A 23893-nucleotide genomic window follows, 5' to 3' on the forward strand; every position below is an offset into this window, starting at 1 on the left:
AATCTGTGAAGGTTTGTATAGTTCTTGTAGCGCGGCGCTCCGGACTGGCCAGTGTCGGTCGGTCCGAAAACCTCGGCACACCCGTGGGGCGTGGCGTTTATCGGCCCGAATCCGCCGTCAGCAGTTGTGCCGTGGTCGCGGCCTGCCGTACCAGCCAGCGCGTCACGATCTCGGCGTCAGGCGTGCTGCGGCGCGCGTTGCGCACCAGCCAGTAGGCATGCTCGGTGGCATCGGCCGGCTGGCCGTCGACCGCGGCCAGGCGCCGGTCCGCCAGCATCGGCGCGATCAGCGCCAGCCGCCCGAGCGCGATGCCATGGCCGGCCAGCGCCGCATGCACGATCTGGTCGTACTGGTTGAAGCGCAACATGCCCTTGGGCCGCACCCGGCCCAGGCCGCGCGCGTTGAGCCATTCCGACCATTGCAGCCAGGGCCGGGTGGGGTCGTCGAATTCCAGCAGCACGTGGCGCTGCAATTCGCGCGCATCCAGGGCGCGCGCCCGCAGCGACGGGTGGGCCACCGGCACCACCGACTCCCCGAACAGCCAGACGGCGCCGTCCGGCACCGTGTCGCGCAGACTGTAGCGGATGGCGATGTCGACGCTTTCACGGTCGATGTCGATGACCCGGTTATCGGCCGCCACCCGCACGTCGATCTGCGGATGGGCGGCCTGGAAGTCGCCCAGGCGCGGCAGCAGCCACAGCGAGGCCACCCCGATGGTGGTGGTGACGGTGACCGGCGTGCGGCGTTCGGGCGCGCGCAATTGCTCGGTCAGGTCGCCCAGCTGGCCCAGCCAGGCGTCGGCCATGCGGAACAGCTGCGCGCCTTCGGACGTGAACGAGACGCTGCGAAAGCCGCGCACCAGCAGCGGCACGCCCAGGTGGGCCTCCAGCGCCCGGATCTGCCGGCTGACGGCCGACTGCGTCACGTGCAGGTCCTGCGCCGCCAGCGTGATGCTCATGCGGCGGCCCACGGCGACGAAGCCTCGGACCAGGTCGAGCGGGGGAAGTTTGGCCAGGGGATATGACATTCTTTAAAATCATGCGTATGCGGCGGAAATGTCGCTTGTGCAATATAACGCCTGCGGCGTCCAATATGCCTCAGACGACGGGTGACGCGGTGCCAAGGCGCCGATGCCCGGCAGGCTGGCCGCCAAGGCGGCGTGGGATGCGCCATGATCCGACTATGTTGCACTGCGGGAATGTCATTCCGTTTGGCGCGGGGTTCGACTATGCTGCTCAGGCGCGCGTCGGGCCTGCGGATCGAGTGCCAGGCCGGCACGGTGTGGCTGTCCGCCTACCGCCGCCCGGACGACAGCGTGCTGCAAGCCGGCGAGTCCATCATCGTGGACAGCGATCGCGACGTCGTTCTCAGCGGCCTGCCGGATGCGCAGGTCGCCCTGGTTTCCCAGGTTTCCCAGCCGTTGGAGCTTTTGTCATGAATGCGCCCCTGCCCGCCACGCCCCGCCTCGAGATGTGGTTCGATTTCGCCAGTCCCTACAGCTACCTGGCGATCGAACGCATCGGCGACCTGGCGGCGCGGGCCGAGGTGCGGGTCGACCTGCGGCCATTCCTGCTGGGCCCGATCTTCCAGGCCCAGGGCTGGAACGACACGCCGTTCCGCCTGTTCCCCGGCAAGGGCGCCTACATGATGCGCGACATCGCGCGCCTGGCCGAAAAGTATGGCGTGCCCTATAACCGGCCGCGCCTGTTTCCGCGCATGAGCGTGCTGCCGGCCCGCATTGCGCTGCTGGGCCAGGACGAGCCCTGGGGCCGTGACTTCTGCCTGGCCGTGTTCCGCGCCAATTTCCAGCACGACCAGGACATCCAGGCCGAGGATGTGGTGCATGCGCTGCTGACCGACCTGTCGCTCGACGCCGACGCGCTGATCGCGCGCGGCAAGTCCGAGGCCGCCAAGGAGGCGCTGCGCCGCCGGGTCGACGAAGCCCGCCACCTGGGGCTGTTCGGCGCCCCGACCTTCCTGGTGGACGGCGAGATGTTCTGGGGCAACGACCGCCTGGAAGACGCGCTCGAATGGACCCGCCGCGCGCCCGTCAGCGCCTGGGCCGCCGCGGCGGGTTGATGCCCGTGGCCGCGCCCGTCCTTTTCGTCATTGCCGCCGGCGTGGCCGGCGACGCAAGGCAACCGTAGAGTTTTTCCGCCAACGCTTTTCCCGCAATGAAAAACACCAGCAGTCCGCTACGCGGCGCACCCATGCCGGGTGGCCGTTCGTTCACGCAATTCCGCGCCGCGCGCATCCGCCGCGTCTCGTTCCAGTGGCAGCAACAGGCCGGTGGCGCCGAACCGCCCGGCAAGGACGGCGCGCCGCGTCGCGCGTGACGCGGCGCGTTCGCGCAGCGGGACGCGGCCTCAACCGCGCGTGACCGGGGCCACGCCGGCCCATTCCTCGTCCGAGTACAGCCGCGAGCGCAGCAGGAAGCGCTTGCCCTCGGCGCTGTCCAGCGAGAACGCGCCGCCGCGTCCGGGCACCGCGTCGATGATGAGCTGAGTGTGCTCCCAGTAGGCGAACTGGTCTTCGCCCATGTAGAACGGGCAGCCCTCCAGTTCGCCCAGCAGCACGTCCGAGCCGCCCACCATGAATTCACCCTGCGCGTAGCACATGGGCGAACTGCCGTCGCAGCAGCCGCCCGACTGGTGGAACATCAGCGGGCCGTGCTTGGCGCGCAAGGTTTCGATCAGCGCGCGCGCCGCGTCGGTGGCGACCACGCGCGGAGTGGGTCCTGGCATGATGCAACTCCCGCGACGCCACGCCGGCGCGGCGCGGCCGACCCGGCATGGGTCGATCCGCGACGCACCGGCGGGCATCGCCTGTGGGTCAGAAGAAACCCAGTTTCTTGGGCGAGTAGCTCACCAGCAGGTTCTTGGTCTGCTGGTAGTGGTTGAGCATCATCTTGTGGTTCTCGCGGCCGATCCCGGACTGCTTGTAGCCGCCGAACGCGGCGTGCGCCGGATAGGCGTGGTAGCAGTTGGTCCAGACCCGCCCGGCCTTGATGGCGCGGCCCATGCGATAGCACGTGTTGGCGTCGCGCGACCAGACCCCCGCGCCCAGGCCGTAGAGCGTGTCGTTGGCCAGCGCCAGCGCGTCGTCGGCGTCCTTGAACGTGGTCACCGCCACCACCGGCCCGAAGATCTCTTCCTGGAACACGCGCATCTTGTTGTGGCCCTTGAAGACGGTGGGCTGCACGTAGTAGCCGCCTTCGAGCGCGCCCGGCAACTGCGCGCGCGCGCCGCCGGCCAGCACCGCCGCGCCCTCCTGCTTGCCGATGTCGAGGTACGACAGGATCTTCTCCAGCTGCTCGGTGGAGGCCTGCGCGCCCAGCATGGTGTCGCCATCGAGCGGGTTGCCCTGCTTGATCTCGGCCACGCGCTTGAGCGCGCGCTCCATGAACCTGTCGTAGAGCGATTCCTGGATCAGCGCCCGGCTGGGGCAAGTGCAGACTTCGCCCTGGTTCAGCGCGAACATGACGAAGCCTTCGATGGCCTTGTCGAGGAAGTCGTCGTCCTGCGCCGCCACGTCGGCAAAGAAGATGTTGGGCGACTTGCCGCCCAGCTCCAGCGTCACGGGGATGATGTTCTGCGACGCGTACTGCATGATCAGGCGGCCCGTGGTGGTCTCGCCGGTGAAGGCGATCTTGGCGATGCGCTTGCTGGAGGCCAACGGTTTGCCCGCTTCCAGGCCGAAGCCGGTGACCACGTTGACCACGCCCGGCGGCACCAGGTCGCCGATCAGTTCCATCAGCAGCAGGATGCCCAGCGGCGTCTGCTCGGCCGGCTTGAGCACCACGCAGTTGCCCGCCGCCAGCGCCGGCGCCAGCTTCCACGCGGCCATCAGGATGGGGAAGTTCCACGGGATGATCTGGCCGACCACGCCCAGCGGCTCGTTGAAGTGGTAGGCGACGGTGTCGTGGTCGATCTCGGACAGCCCGCCTTCCTGGCTGCGGATGCACGAGGCGAAGTAGCGGAAGTGGTCGATCGCCAGCGGGATGTCGGCGGCGCGGGCCTCGCGGATCGGCTTGCCGTTGTCCCAGGTCTCGGCGGTGGCCAGGCGTTCCAGGTTGGCCTCCATCACGTCGGCGATACGCATCAGGATCTGCGCGCGCTCGGCGGCCGGGGTCGCACCCCATTTGGGCGCGGCGCGATGCGCCGCATCCAGCGCCAGCTCGATGTCGCGCTCTTTCGAGCGGGCGTTGCGGGTCAGCACCTGGCCGGTGACCGGCGTGACGTTGTCGAAGTATTCGCCGTCGGCGGGCGCCTGCCATTTGCCGTCGATGAAGTTGTCATACTGCGTCCTGAGGTCCAGGCGCGTGCCATAGGATTCTGGGGTGACGCGGGTCGCGATGTCCATGCTTGTCTCCGTATAGTCGGTGTAACGGCAGTCGGGTGCCTGCTTCGTATCAAGCAAACCGCGTGCCATGTCGGGGGACGCGGCTGGACAAGCGCGCATGCCGCGTGCGAAAGTAGATTGCCACGCGCCGGCAGGGGCGTGGGCGGCGTTTCGCCGCTACCGGGTGTCGCGTTTCGCGACACTGTCGCGGAACAGGTGTCGCAGAACACCGTCCAAGGAGACATGCATGGCCACTCAATCCGGTCGGCACCCGCTGACGCAAGCGCGCCAGCTGTTCAACCAGCAGGGCGTGGTGCCCGGCGGCCTGGTCGCCGAACCCATCCTGCGATCCTGGCGCCGCTGCGCCGACCTGGGTTTCGACATGCGCGGCAAGCGCCGCGCCGAGCCCATGACCGCCGCCGAACTGCGCGAGGCACGCCAGCGCAACGAGGCCTTGCGGCGGCTGTCCGAACCCGCCATGTCGCTGCTGCGCCGCGAAGGCGGCAGCGACGGCCTGGTGATCCTGTCGGACGCCCAGGGCCTGGTGCTGGACAGCGACGGCGACATCGATTTCGCGCAACGCGCCTCGCGCGTCGCGCTGATGCCCGGGGCGGCCTGGGACGAGGCCGGCGCGGGCACCAACGCCATCGGCACCGCGCTGGTGGAAGGCCGTTCACTGGTGGTGCACGGCGCCGAACACTATTTCGAACCCAACCGCATCCTGACCTGCGCCGCGGTGCCGATCACCGACAGCGAAGGGCGCATGCTGGGCGTGCTGGATCTTTCCAGCCCCGCGCGCGAGGTGCGCCCCGACGTGCTGGCGCTGGTGCGGGCCGCCGTCGACCTGATCGAGCACCGGCTGTTCGACAGCGCGCACGAATCCTGCGCGGTGCTGCGCCTGCATGCCGACCGTTCCGCGTTGGGCACGCCGGGCGAGGCCTTGCTGGCCTTCGAGGGCGACCTGCTGGTGGGCGCCAACCGCCGCGCCCTGCAGGTGCTGGGCCTGGCGTCCACGGCGCTGGGCGTCTATCGCTACGCCGACCTGTTCGAGGGCGTCATGGAACAGGCGCCCGACGCGGCCGGGCGGGTGCAGGCGCGCGGCGGCGCGGTCTACCACGCGCGCCTGCGCCTGCCCCGGTCGCGGCCGACGGTCGCCCCGCAACCGGCGCTGCGCCTGCCGGCCACGGCCGCGCTGCCGGCGCCCCAGACTCAGCGCGATGCCGCCAGCTTCGACGCGGCCACGCTGGGCGCGCTGGCGCGCGCGGTGCATCTGTCGGACGCGGGCGTATCGATCCTGTTGCAGGGCGAGACCGGCGCGGGCAAGGAGGTCTTCGCGCGCCAGCTGCATGCGCGCAGTCGGCGTGCGGCCGGCCCGTTCGTGGCGGTCAATTGCGCCGCGCTGCCCGAAAGCCTGATCGAATCCGAACTGTTCGGCTATGAAGACGGCGCCTTCACCGGCGCGCGCCGCCAGGGCAGCAAGGGCCTGCTGCGGCAGGCGCATGGGGGCGTGCTGTTCCTGGACGAGATCGGCGACATGCCGCTGGCGCTGCAGGCGCGCCTGTTGCGGGTGCTGCAGTCGCGCGAGGTGTCGCCGCTGGGCGCGGCGCGGCCGGTGGCGGTGGACTTCGCGCTGGTGTGCGCGACCCATCGCGCGCTGGCGCATGATGGCCCGGACGCGCCGGTGCGCCCCGATCTGTACTTCCGTATCGCCGAATACACCGTGACGCTCGCGCCGCTGCGCGCCCGCCCCGACCTGCGCGAATTACTGCGCACGCTATGGGCCGCGCAGGGCAGCGGGCCGGCGCTGCCGGGCGGCATCGAGGACGCGCTGGCGCAATACGCCTGGCCCGGCAACTATCGCCAGATGGCCGCGGTGCTGCGCACGCTGCACGTGCTGGCGGGCGCGTCCGGCAGGGTCGATGAAGAAATGCTGCCGGCGGACATCCGCGGCATGCCGGCGGCGCCGGCGTCCGCCGGCGCGCCCAGCCTGCAGGCCATGGCCGACGAGGCGATCCGCGCGGCGCTGGCCGCGCACGCCGGCAACGTCAGCGCCGCGGCGCGCGCCCTGGGCGTGCATCGCAGCACGTTGTACCGACGCGCGGCGGCGCTGGGGCTGGCACGGCCGGGTTGAATCGACGCGCAAGAGCACGCATGCATGAACACGCATGCATGAACACGCATGCAACAACACGTATGCAACATCACGCATGCATGAGCATGGATGAACATGCAAGGACGCCGTGGCGCGCCGCGCCCCGGGTCGTGCATGGCGCGGGACCGGCGGCGGCTCAGCCGACCACGCGGGCCAGCTCGGCGCCCGGGTCCTGGGCGCGCATGAAGGCCTCGCCCACCAGGAAGGCGTCGACCTTGTGCGCTCGCATCAGCTTCACGTCTTCCGGCTTGAGGATGCCGCTTTCCGTCACCACGCGCTTGCCGGCGGGAATGCGCGGCAGCAGGTCCAGCGTGTTCTGCAGGCTGGTCTCGAAGGTGCGCAGGTTGCGGTTGTTGATGCCCAGCAGCGGCGTCTTCAGCGTCAGCGCGATGTCCAGTTCCTGGGCGTCGTGCACTTCCACCAGCACGTCCATGCCCAGTTCCATGGCCAGCGTTTCCATCTCGCGCAGCTGCGTGGGCGTGAGCGCGGCGACGATCAGCAGCACGCAGTCGGCGCCCATCGCGCGGGCGGCGATGATCTGGTAGGGATCGATCACGAAGTCCTTGCGCAGCACCGGCAGCGAGCAGGCGGCGCGCGCCTGGCGCAGGTGGTCGTGCGAGCCCTGGAAGAACTGCACGTCGGTCAGCACCGACAGGCAGGCGGCGCCATGCACGGCATAGGAGGCCGCGATTTCAGCGGGCTGAAAGGTCTCGCGCAGCACGCCCTTGGACGGCGACGCTTTCTTGATTTCGGCGATGACGCCGGCCTTGCCCTGCGAGATCTTGTCTTCGATGGCCTGGGCAAAGCCGCGCACGTCCTGGCGCGCCTGCGCTTCGCGCAGGACTTCGGCTTCGCTGCGCATCTGGCGCGCGGCGGCGACTTCCTCGGCCTTGACGGCGAGGATCTTCGCGAGAATATCGTTCATTTCTGGAATTTCCGGGTATATGCGCAGAAATCTTCCAGCTTGGCTCGCGCCGCGCCGGTGGAAATCAGTTCAAATGCTAGCGCTAACGCTGCGGGAATGGAATCGGCTTTGTTGCCTGCGTAAATGGCGAGACCCGCATTCAGCGCGACGATGTCGCGGGCGGTGCCCTCGACATTGTCCAGCGCCTCTATGACAAGCTCGCGCGACTGTTCGCGATTGGACACCTTGATGCTGCGATTGGACATCATGGATAGCCCGTAGTCCTCGGGGTGGATCTCGTACTCGCTGACCTTGCCGTCCTTGAGCTCGCCCACCATGGTGGCGCCGCCCAGCGAAGCCTCGTCCATGCCGTCCTTGCCGTGCACCACCAGCACGTGGCGCGAGCCCAGGCGTTCCAGCACGCGTACCTGGATGCCCACCAGGTCGGGGTGGAACACGCCCATCAGCTGGTTGGCGGCGCCGGCCGGGTTGGTCAGCGGGCCGAGGATGTTGAAGATGGTGCGCACCGCCAGTTCCTTGCGCACCGCGGCCACGTTCTTCATGGCGCCGTGATGGGCGGGCGCGAACATGAAGCCGATGCCGGTGGCCTGGATGCACTCGGCCACCTGTTCGGGCGTCAGCACCAGGTTGGCGCCCAGCGCTTCCAGCACGTCGGCGCTGCCGCTCGACGAGGACGCGCTGCGGTTGCCGTGCTTGGCGATCGGCACGCCGGCCGCCGCCGCCACGAACATGGCGGTGGTGGAGATGTTGAAGGTGTGGCTGCCGTCGCCGCCGGTGCCGCACATGTCGAGCAGGTCTTCGGGGTTGGGCGTGACCACCGGCGTGGCGAACTCGCGCATGACCTGCGCGGCCGCGGTGATTTCACCCACCGTTTCCTTTTTCACGCGCAGACCCATCAGCAGGGCGCTTGCGATCTGCGGCGACATCTCGCCGCGCATCAGCATGCGCATCAGATGCAGCATTTCGTCGTGGAAAATTTCGCGGTGTTCGATACAGCGCGTCAGCGCTTCGGAGGGGGAGATCGTCACGGTGCGTCCTTCTTAGGCGAGGTTCAGGAAATTGCGCAGCAGGGCGTGGCCGTGTTCGCTGAGCACGGATTCGGGGTGGAACTGTACTCCGTACAGGGGCAGCGTCTTGTGGCGCACGCCCATGATGTCGCCGTCCGGCGCCGTGGCGGTCACGGCCAGGCACTCGGGCAGCGTCGCCGGGTCGATGGTCAGCGAGTTGTAGCGGATGACAGTGTACGGCGTCGGCAGGTCGGTGAAGATGTCCGTCCCGGTATGCGAGATGCGCACGGTCTTGCCGTGCATGATCTGCTGGGCGCGGACGATGTTGCCGCCGTAGGCGGCGCCGATGGCCTGGTGGCCCAGGCACACGCCCAGGATCGGCTTCTTGCCGGCAAAGGCCTGGATGACGGGCACCGAGATGCCGGCCTCGGCCGGCGAGCACGGGCCGGGCGACACGCAGATGCGGTCGGGGTTGAGCGCGGCGATCTCTTCCAGGGTGATCTGGTCGTTGCGCGCCACGCGCACGTCCTCGCCCAGTTCACCGAAGTACTGGACCAGGTTGTAGGTAAACGAGTCGTAGTTGTCGATCATCAACAGCATTTTTTTCTCCAGGCGGGCCGATTCGCGGCCCGGGGCGGTCATTGGGGCGGCGGGCGTCTCAGATGGGCTCGTCCAGGCCGTGCTGGACCTGCTCGGCGGCGCGCAGCACGGCGCGGGCCTTGGCCTCGGTCTCGGCCCATTCGGCTTCGGGGTTGGAGTCGGCCACGATGCCGGCGGCGGCCTGCACGTACAGCGTGCCGTCCTTGATGACGCCGGTGCGGATGGCGATGGCCACATCCATTTCGCCGCCGTAGCTGAGGTAGCCGGCCGCGCCGCCGTAGATGCCGCGGCGCACGGGCTCGAGCTCGTCGATGATCTTCATGGCCTCGACCTTGGGCGCGCCGGTCAGGGTGCCGGCCGGGAACGAGGCGCGCAGCACGTCCATGCTGCTCATGCCGGGATTCAGGTTACCGGTGACGTTGGACACCAGGTGCATCACGTGCGAATAGCGCTCGATCACCATGGTGTCGCTGACCTTGACCGACCCCACCTCGGCGACGCGGCCGACGTCGTTGCGGGCCAGGTCGATCAGCATCACGTGCTCGGCCACTTCCTTGGGGTCGGCCTTGAGCTCGGCGGCCAGGGCGGCGTCTTCCTCGGGCGTGGCGCCGCGCTTGCGGGTGCCGGCCAGCGGGCGGATGGTGACCTGCGACTTGGGCGCGCCGTCCACCACCACGCGCTCCTGGCGCACCAGGATCTCGGGCGACGCGCCCACCACCTGGAAGTCACCGAAGTTCCAGAAGTACATGTAGGGGGAGGGGTTGAGCGACCGCAGGGCGCGGTAGAGGGAGAGGGGGGAGTCGCGGAACGGCTTGGCGATGACCTGGCCGATCTGCACCTGCATCAGGTCGCCGGCGGCGATGTGTTCCTTGGCGCGGTGCACGGCCGCCAGGTAGTCTTCTTTCTTGAAGTCGCGCCGCTCTTCGGTCTGCATGCTGGCGTGGCTGTAGGGAATTTCCACCGGGCGTCGCAGGCGCGCGCGCAGGTCGTGCAGGCGCTGCTGGGCGCGGCTGTAGCTTTCGGGCTGGCCCGGATCGGCGTAGACCATCAGGTAGATGCGGCCGGCCAGGTTGTCGACGATGACCAGTTCGTCCACGTGCATCAGCATCAGGTCGGGCGTGCCGCCTTCCATGCCGGCCGGGAACGGCTTCACGGCGGGACCCAGGCACGGTTCGATGTGGCGCACGGTGTCGTAGCCGAAGTAGCCGGCCAGGCCGCCGCAGAAGCGCGGCATGCCGGGGCGCAGGGCCACCTTGAAGCGGGCCTGGTACTGCTCGATTAAGGCCAGCGGGTCGCCGTCATGGGTTTCCACGACCTTGCCGTCGTGCAGCACTTCGGTGCGGGTGCCGCTGGCGCGAATCACCGTGCGGGCCGGCAGGCCGATGAACGAGTAGCGGCCGAAGCGCTCGCCGCCCACCACCGACTCCATCAGGCAGGTCATGCGGCCGGCCTGCGGGCCGGCGTGGGCCAGCTTCAGGTAGATGCCCAGGGGGGTGTCCAGGTCGGCGTAGGTCTCGGCCACCAGCGGGATGCGGTTGTAGCCTTGGGCGGCGAGGGCTTTGAATTCGATTTCGGTCATGTCGGTCTCGGGGCGATGGGTATCTGCTGGGGACCGGGCACACAGCAAAAAGCCCGGTCCAGGTTACTGGTTCCGGGCTTGGCTCTGTGTTCTACACAGTATCGGCGCTGGGAGGCGGGGACGCGTCCAGGGCCGGGAAGGGAATCATCGCCACCCGGAAGACAAACGCCACCAGCGCCACGAGGCGCCGAGCATTTGGTTCTGGATGGAAACGTTCATCAGGTGATAGCGGTTCGATGTTCAAGTGGGCCGTCAAGGGCGCGGACCCCGGCTTCAGGCCTGGGCTTTCGCGGCGTTCTGGTTCTGATTCCAGAGCTCCACCCACTGGGCGGCGTTGACAAGCGTGTCCACTATACCATCGACATCGAGCTCGCGCACGTCACGGCCTTCGTTGTAACCATACGGCACCACCAGCACCTGGGTGCCGGCGCTGCGGCCGGCCTGGGCGTCGTTGATGGAATCGCCGATGGTGACGGCCTCGGCCACCGTCACGCCCAGCAGTTCGCAGGCGTGCAGCACCTGGTCGGGGTCGGGCTTGCGGCGGGCGCAGGTGTCGCCGCACACCACCGCGTCGAAGAACCCGGCCAGGCCGGTGCGTTGCAGCAGCGGCAGGGTGAATTCGGTGGGCTTGTTGGTGACCACGGCCAGCTTCAGGCCCTGGTCGCGCATGTGCTTGAGCCCTTCCATGACGCCCGGGTAGACCTGGGCGCGTTCGCCGTTGACCAGGTGGTAGTGGCGGTAGAAGGCCTCGCGCGCCCGGGCGAAGTCCTCGGGCGACGGATCGGCGGCGTCCAGGCTGCCGGCCAGGCTGCGGCGCACCAGGTTGTCCACCCCCTTGCCGACGAAGGTGGCCACGACATCCTCGCGCAGCGCGATCATGCCGAGTTCCACGCGCATGGCGTTGGCCGCGAAGGCCAGGTCGGGGATGGAGTCGAGCAGGGTGCCGTCCAGGTCCAGCAGCGCGGCGCGGAAGGGAGTCATGGCGGGTATTCCTCAGACGGCGGTGGTTTCGCCGATGGCGATCTGCTCGCGCATGGACTTGATGATGCCGGGGTAGTCGGGCTTGCCGAAGATGGCCGAGCCGGCCACGAAGGTGTCGGCGCCGGCGCGGCGGATTTCGGCGATGTTGTCGATCTTCACGCCGCCGTCCACCTGCAGCACGATTTCGTGGCCGCCGGCCTGGGTCCAGGCGTCGATGCGGGCGCGGGCCTCGCGCAGTTTGGTCAGCGCGCCGGGGATGAAGCTCTGGCCGCCGAAGCCGGGGTTGACCGACATGATCAGCACCAGGTCGACCTTGTCCATGACGTGGTCCAGGTACGACAGGGGCGTGGCGGGGTTGAAAACCAGGCCGGCCTTACAGCCGTTCTCGCGGATCAGCGACAGGGTGCGGTCGACGTGGCGGCTGGCTTCCGGGTGGAAGCTGATGTAGTTGGCGCCGGCCTTGGCGAACATCGGCACCAGGGCGTCCACCGGCTCGACCATGAGGTGCACGTCGATCGGCACGGAAACATGGGGACGGATCGCCGCGCAGACCATCGGGCCGATGGTCAGGTTGGGCACGTAGTGGTTGTCCATCACATCGAAATGGATCCAGTCGGCGCCGGCGGCGACCACGTCACGCACTTCCTCGCCCAGGCGGGCGAAGTCGGCGGACAGGATGCTGGGGGTGATGCGGGTGGTGGTAGACATGGTGTTCGGGGTGGGTGAAGGCATAATGTGCCATTATTGCAGCTTGCTCGTGCCACACAGGAAAGGACTGTGAAACCCTACGACCTGAGCGTCTCTGTCACTCCGCGCTTCGTGCCTGAACAGTCCGATCCCGGCGAGCAGCAATTCGTGTTCGCCTATACCGTGCGCATCACCAATACCGGGGAACACCCGGCCCAGGTGATCAGCCGCCACTGGATTATCACCGATGGCAACCAGCGCGTGCAGGAAGTGCGCGGGCTGGGCGTCGTGGGCCAGCAGCCCCTGCTGGCGCCCGGCGAGACCTTCGAATACACCAGCGGCTGCCCCTTGCCCACGCCGGTCGGCACGATGCGCGGCACCTACCATTGCGTCGGCGAGAACGGCATTCCGTTCGAAGTGCCGATTCCCGAATTCGTCCTGGCCATGCCGCGTACCCTGCATTGACGCGGGGCGCGGCCATACGTTGTACGGTTTTCCATCTGCTCATGAAGCGCATTCTTAGCCTGTCCGTGCTGTCGGTCCTGCTGGCGGCATGTACCACCCCCTCGGAGATCCCGCCCGAATCCGGCGAACCCGGCGCTGGCGCGCGCCCCACGGCCGTCGATGGCCCGCTGGTGGTGCCGGCGCTGTCGGCCCTGCCCGATACGCCGCCCCGCGCGCTGGCCGGCAAGTACAAGGCCGGCACCTGGGCCGAGATGCCGGGCTGGACCAATGACGATCTGGCCCAGATCTGGCCCCTGTTCCTGCGCAACTGCAAGGGGCTGATGCGCCCGACCAGCGGCAACCTGGCCGCGCCGGCGCGCGCCACCCCGCGCGCCTGGCAGCCGGTGTGCGCCGCGGCGGCCGATCCGTCGCGGGCGCCGGCCGCCAACGACCCCGAGGGCGTGCGCCGCTTCCTGCAGACCTACCTGCAACCCTGGCGCCTGAACGCCGCCGACGGCAAGCCGGCCACCAATACCGTCACCGGCTATTACGAGCCGCTGGTGCGCGGTTCGCGCCGCCAGGGCGGCAACTATCAATGGCCCCTGTACGCGGTGCCGGCCGACCTGCTGACCATCGACCTGGGGTCGGTCTATCCGGAACTGGCTGGCAAGCGCGTGCGCGGCAAGCTCGACGGCAAGCGCGTGGTGCCCTATGACACCCGCGCGGCCATCGAGTCGACCGGCCGCCGTCCGCCGGTGGTGGTGTGGGTCGACGACCCGGTCGACAACTTCTTCCTGCAGGTGCAGGGTTCGGGCCGCGTGCTGTTGACCGATGGCCCCGACAGCGGCAAGACCATCCGCGTGGCCTACGCCGACCACAACGGCCAGCCCTACGTGTCCATCGGCCGCTGGCTGGCGGACCGCGGCGAGCTGTCGGCCGACCAGGCCTCGATGCAAAACATCCGCGCGTGGGCGCAGCGCAATCCCAAGCGCGTGCCCGAGATGCTCAACGCCAACCCGGCGGTGGTGTTCTTCCGCGAAGAGCCGGTGATCGATCCCGAACTCGGCCCCAAGGGCGCCTATGGCGTCAACCTGGCGCCGAAACGCGCGATCGCGGTGGACGCCGGCTTCGTGCCGCTGGGCACGCCGGTGTTCCTGGCCACCACCTTCCCTGCCTCCGACCGACCGTTGCAGCGCCTGGTGTTCGCGCAGGACACCGGCACCGCCATCCGCGGCGCGGCGCGCGCCGACTTCTACTGGGGCTACGGCGACGAGGCCGGCCAGCAGGCCGGGCGCATGAAGCAGCGCGGCCAGATGTGGCTGCTGTGGCCGAAACAGGCCGGGGAGCCGAGCGCAAGATGACACACCAGATCGTGGTTTGCGGGGCCGGCATCGTCGGCCTGTCCTCCGCCCTGGCGCTGGCCCGCCGCGGCCAGCGCGTGGCCCTGCTGGCGCCGCGCATGAGCGTGCCGCCGGCCGATCCCAACCATTACCACGCCCGCGTCTACGCCATTTCGCCCGCCAGCCAGCGTTTCCTGGCCGAGCTGGGCGTGTGGGACGCGCTGCCGTCGGCCCGCCTGACGCCGGTGCAGGCCATGGAGATCCATGGCGACGCCGATGGCCTGGTACACCTGAACGCCTGGCAGGCGGCCCTGCCGCAACTGGCCTGGATCGTCGAATCCGGCGAGATCGAGCGGGTGCTGATCCAGGCCGTGCGCATGTTCGGCATCCCCTGGCTTGAAGACCGCTGCACCGGCTACCAGGCCGGCACGGTGGAAACCGAGAGCGGCGCCCGCATCCAGGCCGAATTGTTCGTCGGCGCCGATGGCGCCGCTTCGCCACTGCGCACCGCCGCCGGCCTCAAGCACGACGCCGTGTCCTACCACGACACCGGGCTGGTGGTGAACCTGGACGCCGAGCGCGCCCACCAGGGCACCGCCTTCCAGTGGTTCCGCGACGACGGCGTGCTGGCGCTGCTGCCGCTGCCGGACACGGCGGACGGCCCGCAGGTGTCGATGGTCTGGTCGATGCGCGACGCGCAGGCCCGGGAATTGCTGGCCCTGCCGCCCGAGGAACAGGCCGCGCGGCTCGAATCGATGCTGGAACACGCGGCGCAGGGCCGCCTGGGCCGCCTGAAGGTGCGCAGCACGCTGCACGGTTTCCCGCTGACGCTGGAGCGCGCCCAGATGGTGGCGCCCGGCATCGCGCTGGCCGGCGACGCGGCGCATCGCCTTCACCCGCTGGCCGGGCAGGGCCTGAACCTGGGCCTGGGCGACGTCGAGGCGCTGGCCCGCACCGTGGCCGGACGCGAACCCTACCGCCAGGCCGGCGACCTGCGCGTGCTGCACCGCTACCAGCGCGCCCGCGCCGAGCCGGTGCTGGCGTTGCGGCTGGCCACCGACGGCCTGCACAAGCTGTTCGGCTCGCGCGCCACGCCGCTGGTGTGGCTGCGCAATGCCGGCATGCACTGGGTCGAGCGCGCGCCGCTGGTCAAGCGGCGCCTGATCGCCGGCGCATCGACGAATTAGGGACCGGTCCCGGGACGGAACCCGCCCGCGGCGGGCGTGTCTGATTCCCGGAAGGCCGGCCCGGGCCGGGCGCCGGATCGGTTACGCTTTCGGCCATCGAAGGCGAGACGTCACAAATACAGGAGTCCCCATGAATTTCCGTTTTTCCGCCGTGCTGGCGGCCTGCTTCATGGCCGCCGGGCTGGGCCTGTCGGCCGGCGCCCAGGCGCAGGCCAGCGGCGACAAGTCCGTCTCCACCAATTCGGTCGGCAAGGCGGACAAGGGCGGCAAGAGCTATTCCACCACCCAGGTGGCGCCGGCGGACCCCGTGGCGGACGCGGTCAAGGAACGTTTCAAGCAACGCTTCACCGGCATGGACGTGACCGCCGTGCGCCGCACGCCCTACGGCCTGTTCGAGGTGCAGCTGGGCATGGACCTGCTGTACACCGATGAAAAGGTGACCTGGGTCATGGAAGGGCCGTTGATCGACGCCATGACGCGCCGCGACGTCACCCGCGAGGCGCAGGAAAAGCTCGGCTCCATCCCGTTCGACCAGTTGCCGCTGGACCTGGCCATCAAGCAGGTCAAGGGCGACGGCTCGCGCAAGGTCGCCATTTTCGAAGACCCCAACTGCGGCTACTGCAAGCAGTTGCGCAAGACGCTCGAAGACGTGGACAACCTCACCGTCTACACCTTCCTATACCCGATCCTGTCGCCGGACTCGAACACCAAGGTGCGCGATGTCTGGTGCGCGCCGGACCCGGGCAAGGCCTGGGACGACTGGATGCTGCGCGGCCAGAAGCCGGCCACCGCCAATTGCAGCGTGCCCGAGGACAAGCTGCTGGCGCTGGGCAAGCAACTGATGGTGCGCGGCACCCCCACCTTGTTCTTTGCCGACGGCACGCGCATCAGCGGCGCGCTGCCGCTGGACCAGCTCAAGGCACGACTGAACTGACCGGCGCGGGTCGCGTCGGCCGGGCGGCTGGCGCGGCAAGCGCCACGCCACCCGGAGACAGACTTGAAAATCGCAATACTCGACGATTACCACGACGTTGCCAAACGCTACGCGGACTGGGGTTCCCTGGGCGGCGACGCCGACGTGCGGATCTTCAACAACTTCATCCCCGACGACCAGGTCGAGGCGACGCTCGAACCGTTCGACGTGATCGTGGCCATGCGCGAGCGCACGCCGTTCCCGGCCGACCGCATCCGCGCGCTGCCCAACCTGCGCCTGCTGGTCACCACCGGCATGCGCAACAACGCCATCGACATGCCGGCCTGCGCCGCGCAGGGCATCGTGGTCAGCGGCGCGCCTGGCAGCGCCGACGCCAACACCGCCACCGCCGAACTGGCGTGGGCCCACATCCTGGCCCTGTTCAAGCACCTGCCCGCCGAGGACGCCGCCATGCGCCGCGGCATGTGGCAGACCGGCATGCCCGAGCCGCTGGCCGGCAAGCGCCTGGGCGTGCTGGGGCTGGGCAAGTTGGGCGCGGCGGTGGCCAAGGTGGGCCTCGCGTTCGGCATGGACGTGGTGGCCTGGAGCCCCAACCTGACCGACGAGCGCGCCGCCGAGGCGGGCGTCAGGCGGGTCGATAAGCACGAGCTCTTCGCCACCTCCGACGTGGTCAGCCTGCACCTGATCCTGTCCGACCGCAGCCGCCACATCGTCGACGCCGCGGCGCTGGCCGCGATGAAGCCGACGGCCTACCTGGTGAACACCTCGCGCGCCGGGCTGGTGGACCAGGAAGCCCTGATGGACGCGCTGGTGAAGTTCCGCATCGCCGGCGCCGGCCTGGACGTGTATCCGGAAGAGCCGCTATCGCCCACCGACAGCGTGCGCGACCTGGACAACGTCATCCTGACGCCGCACCTGGGCTACGTCAGCCGCGAGAACTTCGAGGCCTTCTACCGCAACGCGCTGGAGGCCGTGAAGGCCTGGCGCGCCGGCCAGCCGGTGCGGGTGTTGAACGGCTGAGCCGCCAGGGGAAAGGCGACCCCCACGCCGCGCCTTCGGCTTGCTGCCCCCCGAGGGGGCGTTTTCATCTTGAGGCGGCTCGGCGATGAAAGGGCCCCCCACGCCGCGCCTTCGGCTTGCTGCCCCCCGGGGGGGCGCCTTTCATCTTGAGGCGGCTCGGCGATGAAAGGGCCCCCACGCCGCGCCTTCGGCTTGCTGCCCCCCGAGGGGGGCGTTTTCATCTTGAGGCGGCTCGGCGATGAAAGGGCCCCCCACGCCGCGCCTTCGGCTTGCTGCCCCCCGAAGGGGGGCGTTTTCATCTTGAGGCGGCTCGGCGATGAAAAGGCCCCGGCGCTTCGTCCCACGCGGGTCGGAAGATCGGGGCCTTTTGCTGTCCGCGCCGGGCGCGGACGGGGGTGTTCAATTGCGGGTGAACACCACTTTCTTTTCGACGATGCCAGCCGCGTCGGGCGTGGCGGGCGTATCGCCACAGGCTTCGTCCGCCTCATCCGACGGATCGACCGCGTCGAAGGCGGTGTCGCCGTTGGCGTCCGGCACGCCGGTCGGCTTGAGGCCGACGAAGTCGAACAGGTCGCGGTCCATCAGGTGCGACGGCACCACGCGCGACAGCGCGTTGAAGACGTTCCACGAGCGGCCCGGGTGCTGCTTGTCCCACTCCTTGATCATGCGGCCGACTTCCTTGCGCTTCAGGTTTTCCTGGGAGCCGCACAGGTTGCACGGAATGATCGGGAACTGCTTGAGTTCGGCGTAGGCGATCAGGTCGGTTTCCGGCACGTAGGCGAGCGGGCGGATGACGGTGTGGCGGCCATCGTCGGACACCAGCTTGGGCGGCATGCCCTTGGCCTTGCCGCCGTAGAACAGGTTCAGGAAGAACGTGCCCAGGATGTCGTCGCGGTGGTGGCCGAGCGCGATCTTGGTGGCGCCCAGTTCCGAGGCCACGCGGTACAGGATGCCGCGGCGCAGGCGCGAACAGAGCGAGCACATCGTCTTGCCCTCTTCGAGCACGCGCGTGACGATGGAATAGGTATCCTGCGTCTCGATGTGGAACGGCACGCCCAGTTCGGTCAGGTAGCGCGGCAGGATGTCGGCCGGAAAGCCGGGCTGCTTCTGGTCCAGGTTGACCGCGATCAGTTCGAACCGGAACGGCGCGCGCTTTTGCAGCTGGAGCAGGATGTCCAGCATGGCGTAGGAGTCCTTGCCGCCCGACAGGCACACCATGACGCGGTCGCCCGCCTCGATCATGTTGTAGTCGGAGAGGGCGCGGGTGGTCTCGCGCGCCAGGCGCTTGGTGAGCTTGTTGCCTTCGTGGCGGGCCTTCTTGTCGTCGGGGCCGGCCACGGAGACGGCGCGGGTCGGCGCCGCCGCGTCGGGAGAGTCCGCCACGGCGCGGATGTCGGGGGAGGCGATATCGTTCATGGTCAACGCGAGATCTGGATTTCCACGCCCACCGCCGCACAGTCGGAGAAGGCCATGGGCTTGCTGATGCGCAGGCGCAGCGAGCGGATTTCATGGAAGTCGGCCAACAGGCGCGCGGCGACTTGTTCCACCAGGGTTTCGATCAGGTTCACGTGCGCCTGGGTGCACTCCTCGACGATGGCCTCGCGCAGGCGGCGATAGTCCAGCACGCTGTGGATATCGTGATCGTCGACCGAGCGCTGGATATCGACGTCGAACTCGGCGTCGACGTGCAGCGGCTGGGTGGCGCGGCGTTCATGTTCGAGGATGCCGATGCGGGCGTCGAGCGCGAGCCCGGATAGGATGATGCGGCGAGTGGGCATGATGAAAACCTGGGTGGAATCCCGGAATTGTAAGGCGGCGCCGAACCGGGCCGGCGCGCTGGCTACAATTCGGCCATGGCCGGACGCCCGCGTGGGGGCGGCGACGGCAAACAAGGGATGAAATGCAACAGATGCACGATGCGGTCATTGTAGGCGGCGGCCCGGCCGGCGCCTCCTGCGCCCTCTGGCTGGCCCGGCTCGGCCTGGCGCCGTTGCTGGTCGAGGCCAGCGGCCGCCTGGGCGGGCTGGCCGTGGACAACCCCTTCGCCGACGACTGGATCGCGGTGCTGCCCGGCATGACCGGCCAGCAGGTGGCCGCCAATATCGATACCAGCGTGCGCGCCGCCGGCGTTCCGCTGCGCCTGGACACCCGGGTGACGGCGGTGCGGCCCTGCAAGGGCGGCATCGAGGCGACCCTTTCCGACGCCAAGGGGGACGTATCGCTGGCGCGCGGCCGCACCCTGGTGATCGCCTCGGGCGTGCGCGCCAAGGGCTTTCCGGAACATCCGCCGGGTTCTCAGTGGCCGGGGGTGCTGATCGGGCCGGGTTCGCCGATCGTGGCGCAGGATTACTCCGGCCTGTCGGTGGCGGTGCTGGGGGGCGGCGACAACGCCTTCGAGAACTACGTCTATGTGCGCAACCGCGGCGCCCGCGCCGTGCACCTGTACGCCCGCAGCGTGCGGGCCCAGCAGCAGTGGGTGCTGCGCGCCGGCAAGGAAGGCGTGCGCATCGGCCCGTACCAGGTCGATCCGGCCACCCGCAGCGTCGACGGCCAGCGCTACGACCTGATCCTGGTGTTCTACGGCTGGGAGCCGCAGGCCGCGTTCGCCGACGGCCTGCAACTGGCGCGCGATGAGCGTGGCTACATCCGCACCGATTTCGCCACCGCCGAGACCAGCGTCCCGGACATCTACGCTATCGGCGAGGTGGCCCATCGCATGCATCCCTGCGTGGTCACGTCGCTGGCGGACGGCGTGGTGGCGGCCAAGGCGATCCAGCGGCGCTGGGAACGCGCCGGGGAATAACGCCGGGGCCGTTGTGCGGCGCCGCTGACATCACGCCCGTCGACGCCGCCATCGCGTCGCCGAATGTCCGCCCCTGCAAATGGCCGTAGCCGGCATCGGGCGACGCGCCCGGGCCTCAGCGCGCCAGCAGGAATCCCAGCACCGCGTCGCGGAATTCATCCGGCCGCTCGATGTTGGACAGGTGCACCGCCTCCAACAGCAGCCACTGCGCGCCCGGCACGGTCGCGGCGATCTGTTCGCCGTGGCTGGCGGCCGTGACGGTGTCGTCGCGGCCCGCGATCACCAGCGTCGGCCGCGGAATCAGCGCGATGGTGCGGCGCAGGTCCGTGTCGCGCACCGCCGCGAATGCGCCCGCCAGGCCTTGCGGATCGGTGTTCAGCAGCATGTCGCGGAAGGTGTCGATGACCGGCCCGCCGGCGCGCAGCATCGCGGCCGGGAACCAGTTCGCCAGGAACGTCTCGGCGGCCTGTGTCATGTCCGGCGCCCGCAACGTGGTGGCGATGCGTTCATCCCACTGCGGCGCGGGGCCGAGATAGGGCGAGGTGTTGGCCAGGATCAGCCGGTCGATGCGGTCCGGCGCATGCACGCCCAGCCATTGGCCGATGATGCCGCCCAGCGACAGGCCGAGGAAGTGGGCGCGCGTCACGTCCAGCGCATCGAACAGCTCCAGCACGTCGCGGCCGAGCCGGTCCAGCGAGTAGGCGCCGGCCGGCACGCTGGAACTGCCATGCCCGCGGGTATCGAAGCGCAGCACGCGGAAATGCCGCGCCAGCGCCGGCACCAGGTCGTCCCACATGTGCAGCGTGGTGCCGATGGAGTTGGACAAGGCCAGCAGCGGCAGGCCGGCATCGCCGTCCCAGCGGTAGGCGATGCGGGCGCCGTCGCCCGTGGTGATGAAAGTCGTGTTGGCAGGCATGATGAGCGTCCTGTTTATGAAGGGGATGCGAGGCCTGGAGCGGATGTCGCGCTCATCTGCCGGGCCGGGCAACGGGGTAGCCGTTGAAGACATCGTAGTTGCCGCCCGGCCTGAAAGAAATTACAAAGATCGCACCGTCACTGTAGGAAAACCTGACATGAGCGAATTCACCCTGCACGACCTGCAGTGCTTTGACGCGGTGGTGCGGGCCGGCGGCTTCCAGGCCGCCGCCGAGACGCTGCACCGCTCGCACCCAGCGGTATTCGCCGCCGTGGCCAAACTGGAACGCCAATTGGACCTGGCGCTGCTGGACCGCAGCGGCTACCGGGTGCGGCTCACCGCCGCGGGCCAGTCGTTCCATCTGCGCGCGCAGGCCCTGCTGCGCGAACTGGCCGGCCTGCGCGCCCACGCCGAACAGCTGGCGATGGGCCAGGAAAGCGAGTTGAACGTGGTGATTGGCGACTTCTGTCCGCGTCCGCTGCTGCTGGGGCTGCTGGGCCAGTTCTTCGCGCAGTGGCCGGCCACCCGCCTGAACCTGCACTTCGAGGCCGTGACCGGGCCGTGGGAACGGCTGCTGGACGGCGATGCCGACCTGATCCTGCACCGCGTGGAGCCGGGCGATGCGCGCGTCGAATGGCTGGAACTGGGCAGCGTGCCGTTCGTGCCGGTGGCCGCGCCAGGGTATCTGGCGGCGTCGCCGCGCGCCCCGCGGCCCGAGCACCTGCGCGACTACACCCAATGCGTCATGCGCGACACCGCCCGCCACACGCCGGCGCGCGATTACTTCATGGTGGCGGGGGCGCGTCAGTGCACCGTGGCCGACCAACTGATGAAGAAGGAGATCATCCTGCAGGGGCTGGGCTGGGGCCACATGCCGCGCTTCCTGGTGGAAGACGAGTTGCGCGATGGCCGGCTGCGGTCGCTGGCCAATCGTCACCTGCCGGGCAGCACCGAGACGCTGGCGGCCGCGCGCCGCGCCGACCGGCCGCAGGGACCGGTCATGACGCGCTTGTGGGACACGTTGCGCGCCCACGCGCCCGCCATTCGACAGGCTGTGTCGCCGGCAAAAAAGCGCAAGCCCTGATCCCGCATCCGAAAGCCGTTTCCTTGCCCGCTGCGCAGGGGGCAGGCCGCGCCGCTCAGTACTTGCCGGTCAGCAGTTCGCCGGCGTCGGGCACGCGCGTCTCCAGGTCCAGCACCTTGAGCATGCGATAGACCGTGGCCGCGGCGGCGGTCACCACCGGCAGGCCCAGGCGGTCCTGCACCGGCTGGATCGACGCCAGCGACGGCATCTGCACGCAGGCCGACAGCACCACCGCGTCGACGCCGCGCGTGTCCAGGCGCGCGACATGGCTGGCGGGCGCCATTGGGTCCTGCGCGCCCACCTTCAGGTTGTCGGCGATCTCCAGCGACAGGCTGTCGTGCACCTCGATGCCTTCGTGTTCGATATAGTCCACCACCAGCTTGGTCAGCGGCTTCATGTAGGGCGTCAGGATCGCGACCTTGCGCGCGCCGATGGCGTGCAGGCCCTCGACCAGCGCGCCGGCGCTGGAGACGATGGGCGCGGGCGCGCCATTGTCTACGGTGGCCTGGTGCAGCCGTTCCTGCGAGGCGCGATGGTAGCCCAGGCCCTGCGCCATGATGGCCACCAGGCAGGCGTAGCCCAGCACGTCGACGCGCGCGTCCGACAGTTCCTGCGCGCAGCGGTCGGACTCGCGATCCATCGAGGCCAGCTCGGCCGCCGTAACCTGCTTCATGCGCATGCGGCTGGAATGGAAGGTGAAGCGCTCGGGCGCGATGGTCTCGCGTCGGCGCAGCATCGCGGGGATCTCCGTTTCCATGGTGGTGTTGGAACTGGGAACGATCTGGCCGATGCGCAGGACGCGGGGCGACGGGGTCATGGCGGGTCTCCGATAAGCGTTGTCAGCGCCCGGGAGGGCGCGAGAAGCCGATTCTGCTCGCCGCGAACGATAGTTTCCAATATAGTTTTTGTCTGGTTTCATATCTTTCGCAAATCATTGGCCGCCATGGAAATCCGCCAACTCCGCTATTTCGCCGTGCTGGCCGAAGAACTCAACTTCACCCGCGCCGCCGCCCGGCTGCACATTTCGCAGCCGCCGCTGAGCCTGCAGATCGCCCAGCTCGAGCGCGAGCTGGAGGTCAGGCTGTTCGACCGCACCAACCGGCGGGTGACGCTGACCGAGGCCGGCGCCGCGTTCCTGAACGACGTGCGCGCCACGCTCGCGGGCCTGAAGGACGCCACGGTGCGGGCGCGCGCCGTCGACCAGGGCAGGGCGGGGCGGGTCGAGATTGGCCTGTCCGGCTCGCACTTCCTGGGGCCGGTGCCGGCGCTGATCGCGCGCCATGCGCAGACCCACCCGCAGGTGTCGGTGCTGCTCAATGAAATGAATCCTGCCGCGCAGTTGGACGCGGTGCGCGGCCACCGGATCGACGTCAGCATCTCGCGCACCGCCGTGGACGACGACGAACTGCAATCGCTGGCGCTGTGGCCCGATCCGGTGGTGGCGGCGCTGCCGCCCGGGCACCGCCTGGCCGGACGCAAGCGCCTGGCGCTGGCCGACCTCAGGCAGGACGCGTTCGTGATGCTGCGCACCGAGACCTCGGCCTTCGCCCGCGAGCTGGCCGATACCTGCGCCCGCGCCGGCCTGGCGCAGTCGGTGGCGCAGCGCGTGGCCGAAGTGCCGGCGCAGCTGGCGCTGGTGGCGGCCGGGCTGGGCGTGGCCCTGGTGCCGGCCTCGGCGTGCGGCCATTTCGGCGCGCGCATCGCGGTGTGCGCGCTGCCGGCCGCGGTCGGCAGCGGCACGGTCTACGCGGTCACGCGGCGCGACGACGGCAACCGCGCGCTGCAGGCGTTCCTGCGCACGGCGGCGCAGATCGCGGCGCGCCCGCCGCGCTGAGACGCGCGCTCTTTTGCGTAGGCGAAGCCGCTCCTCCAGATTCCGGAATAGGCATTTCG

General features: G+C 69.2%; 25 protein-coding genes. 12 read left to right on the plus strand and 13 right to left on the minus strand.

Features of this window, described 5'->3' with window-relative positions; all coding sequences use genetic code 11:
- Positions 1–97: 97 nt before the first annotated feature.
- Complete coding sequence (locus ABFG95_RS16585) at positions 98–1027, minus strand: LysR substrate-binding domain-containing protein (RefSeq protein WP_049070793.1); 930 nt, start codon at positions 1025–1027, stop codon at positions 98–100.
- Between the two features lie 171 nt (positions 1028–1198).
- Between ABFG95_RS16585 and ABFG95_RS16590 the strand changes: the two genes are divergently transcribed.
- The 3 genes from ABFG95_RS16590 to ABFG95_RS16600 all read left to right on the plus strand — a co-directional run bounded on the left by ABFG95_RS16590 (position 1199) and on the right by ABFG95_RS16600 (position 2336).
- The gene (locus ABFG95_RS16590; RefSeq protein WP_100509006.1) at positions 1199–1438 is read left to right on the plus strand and encodes a DUF2917 domain-containing protein; all 240 of its coding nucleotides are present in this window, start codon (positions 1199–1201) and stop codon (positions 1436–1438) included.
- Positions 1435–2079, plus strand: coding sequence for a 2-hydroxychromene-2-carboxylate isomerase (locus ABFG95_RS16595; protein ID WP_049070796.1), 645 nt, complete (start codon positions 1435–1437; stop codon positions 2077–2079). Before ABFG95_RS16590 ends, ABFG95_RS16595 begins: the two co-directional genes overlap by 4 nt.
- A 95-nt stretch (positions 2080–2174) precedes the next feature.
- On the plus strand, positions 2175–2336 hold the full coding sequence (locus tag ABFG95_RS16600) for a hypothetical protein (RefSeq protein WP_167385901.1): 162 nt from the start codon (positions 2175–2177) through the stop codon (positions 2334–2336).
- A gap of 30 nt (positions 2337–2366) precedes the next feature.
- On the opposite strand, the gene ABFG95_RS16605 is transcribed toward ABFG95_RS16600, so the two are convergent.
- Positions 2367–2744 (minus strand): DUF779 domain-containing protein, encoded by a 378-nt coding sequence (locus tag ABFG95_RS16605; RefSeq protein ID WP_049070798.1) that lies wholly within the window; start codon positions 2742–2744, stop codon positions 2367–2369.
- Between the two features lie 88 nt (positions 2745–2832).
- Positions 2833–4362, minus strand: a complete 1530-nt coding sequence (gene adh / locus ABFG95_RS16610) for an aldehyde dehydrogenase (RefSeq protein WP_348994797.1) — start codon at positions 4360–4362, stop codon at positions 2833–2835.
- 226 nt (positions 4363–4588) lie between these two features.
- Here adh and ABFG95_RS16615 point away from each other — a divergent pair, with 226 nt between their 5' ends.
- Complete coding sequence (locus ABFG95_RS16615) at positions 4589–6472, plus strand: sigma-54-dependent Fis family transcriptional regulator (RefSeq protein ID WP_348994798.1); 1884 nt, start codon at positions 4589–4591, stop codon at positions 6470–6472.
- A 157-nt stretch (positions 6473–6629) separates the two neighbouring features.
- Here ABFG95_RS16615 and trpC read toward each other — a convergent pair whose 3' ends face one another.
- The 6 genes from trpC to rpe form a co-directional block, all read right to left on the minus strand.
- Positions 6630–7418, minus strand: coding sequence for an indole-3-glycerol phosphate synthase TrpC (trpC, locus tag ABFG95_RS16620; protein ID WP_054419334.1), 789 nt, complete (start codon positions 7416–7418; stop codon positions 6630–6632).
- The gene (gene trpD / locus ABFG95_RS16625) at positions 7415–8446 is read right to left on the minus strand and encodes an anthranilate phosphoribosyltransferase (protein ID WP_049070803.1); all 1032 of its coding nucleotides are present in this window, start codon (positions 8444–8446) and stop codon (positions 7415–7417) included. Before trpD ends, trpC begins: the two co-directional genes overlap by 4 nt.
- Before the next feature lie 12 nt (positions 8447–8458).
- On the minus strand, positions 8459–9025 hold the full coding sequence (locus ABFG95_RS16630; protein ID WP_049077392.1) for an aminodeoxychorismate/anthranilate synthase component II: 567 nt from the start codon (positions 9023–9025) through the stop codon (positions 8459–8461).
- Between the two features lie 58 nt (positions 9026–9083).
- Positions 9084–10604, minus strand: a complete 1521-nt coding sequence (gene trpE, locus ABFG95_RS16635; protein WP_278992854.1) for an anthranilate synthase component I — start codon at positions 10602–10604, stop codon at positions 9084–9086.
- 273 nt (positions 10605–10877) lie between these two features.
- The gene (locus ABFG95_RS16640; RefSeq protein ID WP_026385137.1) at positions 10878–11585 is read right to left on the minus strand and encodes a phosphoglycolate phosphatase; all 708 of its coding nucleotides are present in this window, start codon (positions 11583–11585) and stop codon (positions 10878–10880) included.
- Positions 11586–11597: 12 nt separating this feature from the next.
- Positions 11598–12317 carry a ribulose-phosphate 3-epimerase gene (gene rpe / locus ABFG95_RS16645; protein ID WP_049070804.1) on the minus strand — a complete coding sequence of 240 codons (720 nt, stop codon included), beginning with the start codon at positions 12315–12317 and terminating at the stop codon, positions 11598–11600.
- 45 nt (positions 12318–12362) lie between these two features.
- Here rpe and apaG point away from each other — a divergent pair, with 45 nt between their 5' ends.
- From apaG to ABFG95_RS16670, 5 genes are all read left to right on the plus strand, one after another.
- Positions 12363–12737, plus strand: a complete 375-nt coding sequence (gene apaG, locus ABFG95_RS16650; RefSeq protein ID WP_049070807.1) for a Co2+/Mg2+ efflux protein ApaG — start codon at positions 12363–12365, stop codon at positions 12735–12737.
- Positions 12738–12778: 41 nt separating this feature from the next.
- Positions 12779–14077 (plus strand): murein transglycosylase A, encoded by a 1299-nt coding sequence (locus ABFG95_RS16655; RefSeq protein WP_049070809.1) that lies wholly within the window; start codon positions 12779–12781, stop codon positions 14075–14077.
- The gene (locus tag ABFG95_RS16660) at positions 14074–15243 is read left to right on the plus strand and encodes a UbiH/UbiF family hydroxylase (protein WP_068951391.1); all 1170 of its coding nucleotides are present in this window, start codon (positions 14074–14076) and stop codon (positions 15241–15243) included. The genes ABFG95_RS16655 and ABFG95_RS16660 overlap by 4 nt, the downstream gene beginning before the upstream one ends.
- Positions 15244–15373: 130 nt before the next feature.
- A complete protein-coding gene (locus ABFG95_RS16665) occupies positions 15374–16177 on the plus strand; it encodes a DsbC family protein (protein WP_049070812.1) in 804 nt (267 codons plus the stop codon).
- Between the two features lie 63 nt (positions 16178–16240).
- Positions 16241–17197 carry a D-2-hydroxyacid dehydrogenase family protein gene (locus ABFG95_RS16670; RefSeq protein ID WP_054419330.1) on the plus strand — a complete coding sequence of 319 codons (957 nt, stop codon included), beginning with the start codon at positions 16241–16243 and terminating at the stop codon, positions 17195–17197.
- A gap of 399 nt (positions 17198–17596) precedes the next feature.
- Here the strand turns inward: ABFG95_RS16670 and ttcA are convergent, their stop codons facing one another.
- Complete coding sequence (ttcA, locus tag ABFG95_RS16675; RefSeq protein ID WP_054419328.1) at positions 17597–18613, minus strand: tRNA 2-thiocytidine(32) synthetase TtcA; 1017 nt, start codon at positions 18611–18613, stop codon at positions 17597–17599.
- Positions 18614–18615: 2 nt separating this feature from the next.
- Complete coding sequence (gene folB / locus ABFG95_RS16680) at positions 18616–18975, minus strand: dihydroneopterin aldolase (protein WP_006392515.1); 360 nt, start codon at positions 18973–18975, stop codon at positions 18616–18618.
- Between the two features lie 122 nt (positions 18976–19097).
- Between folB and ABFG95_RS16685 the strand changes: the two genes are divergently transcribed.
- On the plus strand, positions 19098–20000 hold the full coding sequence (locus tag ABFG95_RS16685; RefSeq protein ID WP_278992855.1) for an NAD(P)/FAD-dependent oxidoreductase: 903 nt from the start codon (positions 19098–19100) through the stop codon (positions 19998–20000).
- 115 nt (positions 20001–20115) lie between these two features.
- On the opposite strand, the gene pcaD is transcribed toward ABFG95_RS16685, so the two are convergent.
- Positions 20116–20916, minus strand: a complete 801-nt coding sequence (pcaD, locus tag ABFG95_RS16690; RefSeq protein ID WP_278992857.1) for a 3-oxoadipate enol-lactonase — start codon at positions 20914–20916, stop codon at positions 20116–20118.
- 157 nt (positions 20917–21073) lie between these two features.
- On the opposite strand from pcaD, the gene ABFG95_RS16695 reads away from it, so the two are divergent.
- Positions 21074–22000, plus strand: coding sequence for a LysR family transcriptional regulator (locus ABFG95_RS16695; protein ID WP_175145189.1), 927 nt, complete (start codon positions 21074–21076; stop codon positions 21998–22000).
- 55 nt (positions 22001–22055) lie between these two features.
- Here ABFG95_RS16695 and ABFG95_RS16700 read toward each other — a convergent pair whose 3' ends face one another.
- Complete coding sequence (locus tag ABFG95_RS16700) at positions 22056–22817, minus strand: aspartate/glutamate racemase family protein (RefSeq protein ID WP_100503811.1); 762 nt, start codon at positions 22815–22817, stop codon at positions 22056–22058.
- Between the two features lie 126 nt (positions 22818–22943).
- Here ABFG95_RS16700 and ABFG95_RS16705 point away from each other — a divergent pair, with 126 nt between their 5' ends.
- Positions 22944–23834: a LysR substrate-binding domain-containing protein gene (locus ABFG95_RS16705; RefSeq protein WP_068980351.1), complete on the plus strand. Its 891-nt coding sequence runs from the start codon at positions 22944–22946 to the stop codon at positions 23832–23834.
- Positions 23835–23893 lie beyond the last annotated feature (59 nt).

The organism is Achromobacter sp. HNDS-1 (assembly GCF_040084795.1).
GTDB lineage: Bacteria > Pseudomonadota > Gammaproteobacteria > Burkholderiales > Burkholderiaceae_B > Achromobacter > Achromobacter ruhlandii.

Coding starts and splice junctions, on each gene's coding strand:
- ABFG95_RS16585 (WP_049070793.1), bottom strand. CDS start 1,027: ATGTCATATCCCCTGGCCAAACTTCCCCCGCTCGACCTGGTCCGAGGC.
- ABFG95_RS16590 (WP_100509006.1), top strand. CDS start 1,199: ATGTCATTCCGTTTGGCGCGGGGTTCGACTATGCTGCTCAGGCGCGCG.
- ABFG95_RS16595 (WP_049070796.1), top strand. CDS start 1,435: ATGAATGCGCCCCTGCCCGCCACGCCCCGCCTCGAGATGTGGTTCGAT.
- ABFG95_RS16600 (WP_167385901.1), top strand. CDS start 2,175: ATGAAAAACACCAGCAGTCCGCTACGCGGCGCACCCATGCCGGGTGGC.
- ABFG95_RS16605 (WP_049070798.1), bottom strand. CDS start 2,744: ATGCCAGGACCCACTCCGCGCGTGGTCGCCACCGACGCGGCGCGCGCG.
- adh (WP_348994797.1), bottom strand. CDS start 4,362: ATGGACATCGCGACCCGCGTCACCCCAGAATCCTATGGCACGCGCCTG.
- ABFG95_RS16615 (WP_348994798.1), top strand. CDS start 4,589: ATGGCCACTCAATCCGGTCGGCACCCGCTGACGCAAGCGCGCCAGCTG.
- trpC (WP_054419334.1), bottom strand. CDS start 7,418: ATGAACGATATTCTCGCGAAGATCCTCGCCGTCAAGGCCGAGGAAGTC.
- ABFG95_RS16630 (WP_049077392.1), bottom strand. CDS start 9,025: ATGCTGTTGATGATCGACAACTACGACTCGTTTACCTACAACCTGGTC.
- trpE (WP_278992854.1), bottom strand. CDS start 10,604: ATGACCGAAATCGAATTCAAAGCCCTCGCCGCCCAAGGCTACAACCGC.
- ABFG95_RS16640 (WP_026385137.1), bottom strand. CDS start 11,585: ATGACTCCCTTCCGCGCCGCGCTGCTGGACCTGGACGGCACCCTGCTC.
- rpe (WP_049070804.1), bottom strand. CDS start 12,317: ATGCCTTCACCCACCCCGAACACCATGTCTACCACCACCCGCATCACC.
- ABFG95_RS16655 (WP_049070809.1), top strand. CDS start 12,779: ATGAAGCGCATTCTTAGCCTGTCCGTGCTGTCGGTCCTGCTGGCGGCA.
- ABFG95_RS16660 (WP_068951391.1), top strand. CDS start 14,074: ATGACACACCAGATCGTGGTTTGCGGGGCCGGCATCGTCGGCCTGTCC.
- ABFG95_RS16665 (WP_049070812.1), top strand. CDS start 15,374: ATGAATTTCCGTTTTTCCGCCGTGCTGGCGGCCTGCTTCATGGCCGCC.
- ttcA (WP_054419328.1), bottom strand. CDS start 18,613: ATGAACGATATCGCCTCCCCCGACATCCGCGCCGTGGCGGACTCTCCC.
- folB (WP_006392515.1), bottom strand. CDS start 18,975: ATGCCCACTCGCCGCATCATCCTATCCGGGCTCGCGCTCGACGCCCGC.
- ABFG95_RS16685 (WP_278992855.1), top strand. CDS start 19,098: ATGCAACAGATGCACGATGCGGTCATTGTAGGCGGCGGCCCGGCCGGC.
- pcaD (WP_278992857.1), bottom strand. CDS start 20,916: ATGCCTGCCAACACGACTTTCATCACCACGGGCGACGGCGCCCGCATC.
- ABFG95_RS16695 (WP_175145189.1), top strand. CDS start 21,074: ATGAGCGAATTCACCCTGCACGACCTGCAGTGCTTTGACGCGGTGGTG.
- ABFG95_RS16700 (WP_100503811.1), bottom strand. CDS start 22,817: ATGACCCCGTCGCCCCGCGTCCTGCGCATCGGCCAGATCGTTCCCAGT.
- ABFG95_RS16705 (WP_068980351.1), top strand. CDS start 22,944: ATGGAAATCCGCCAACTCCGCTATTTCGCCGTGCTGGCCGAAGAACTC.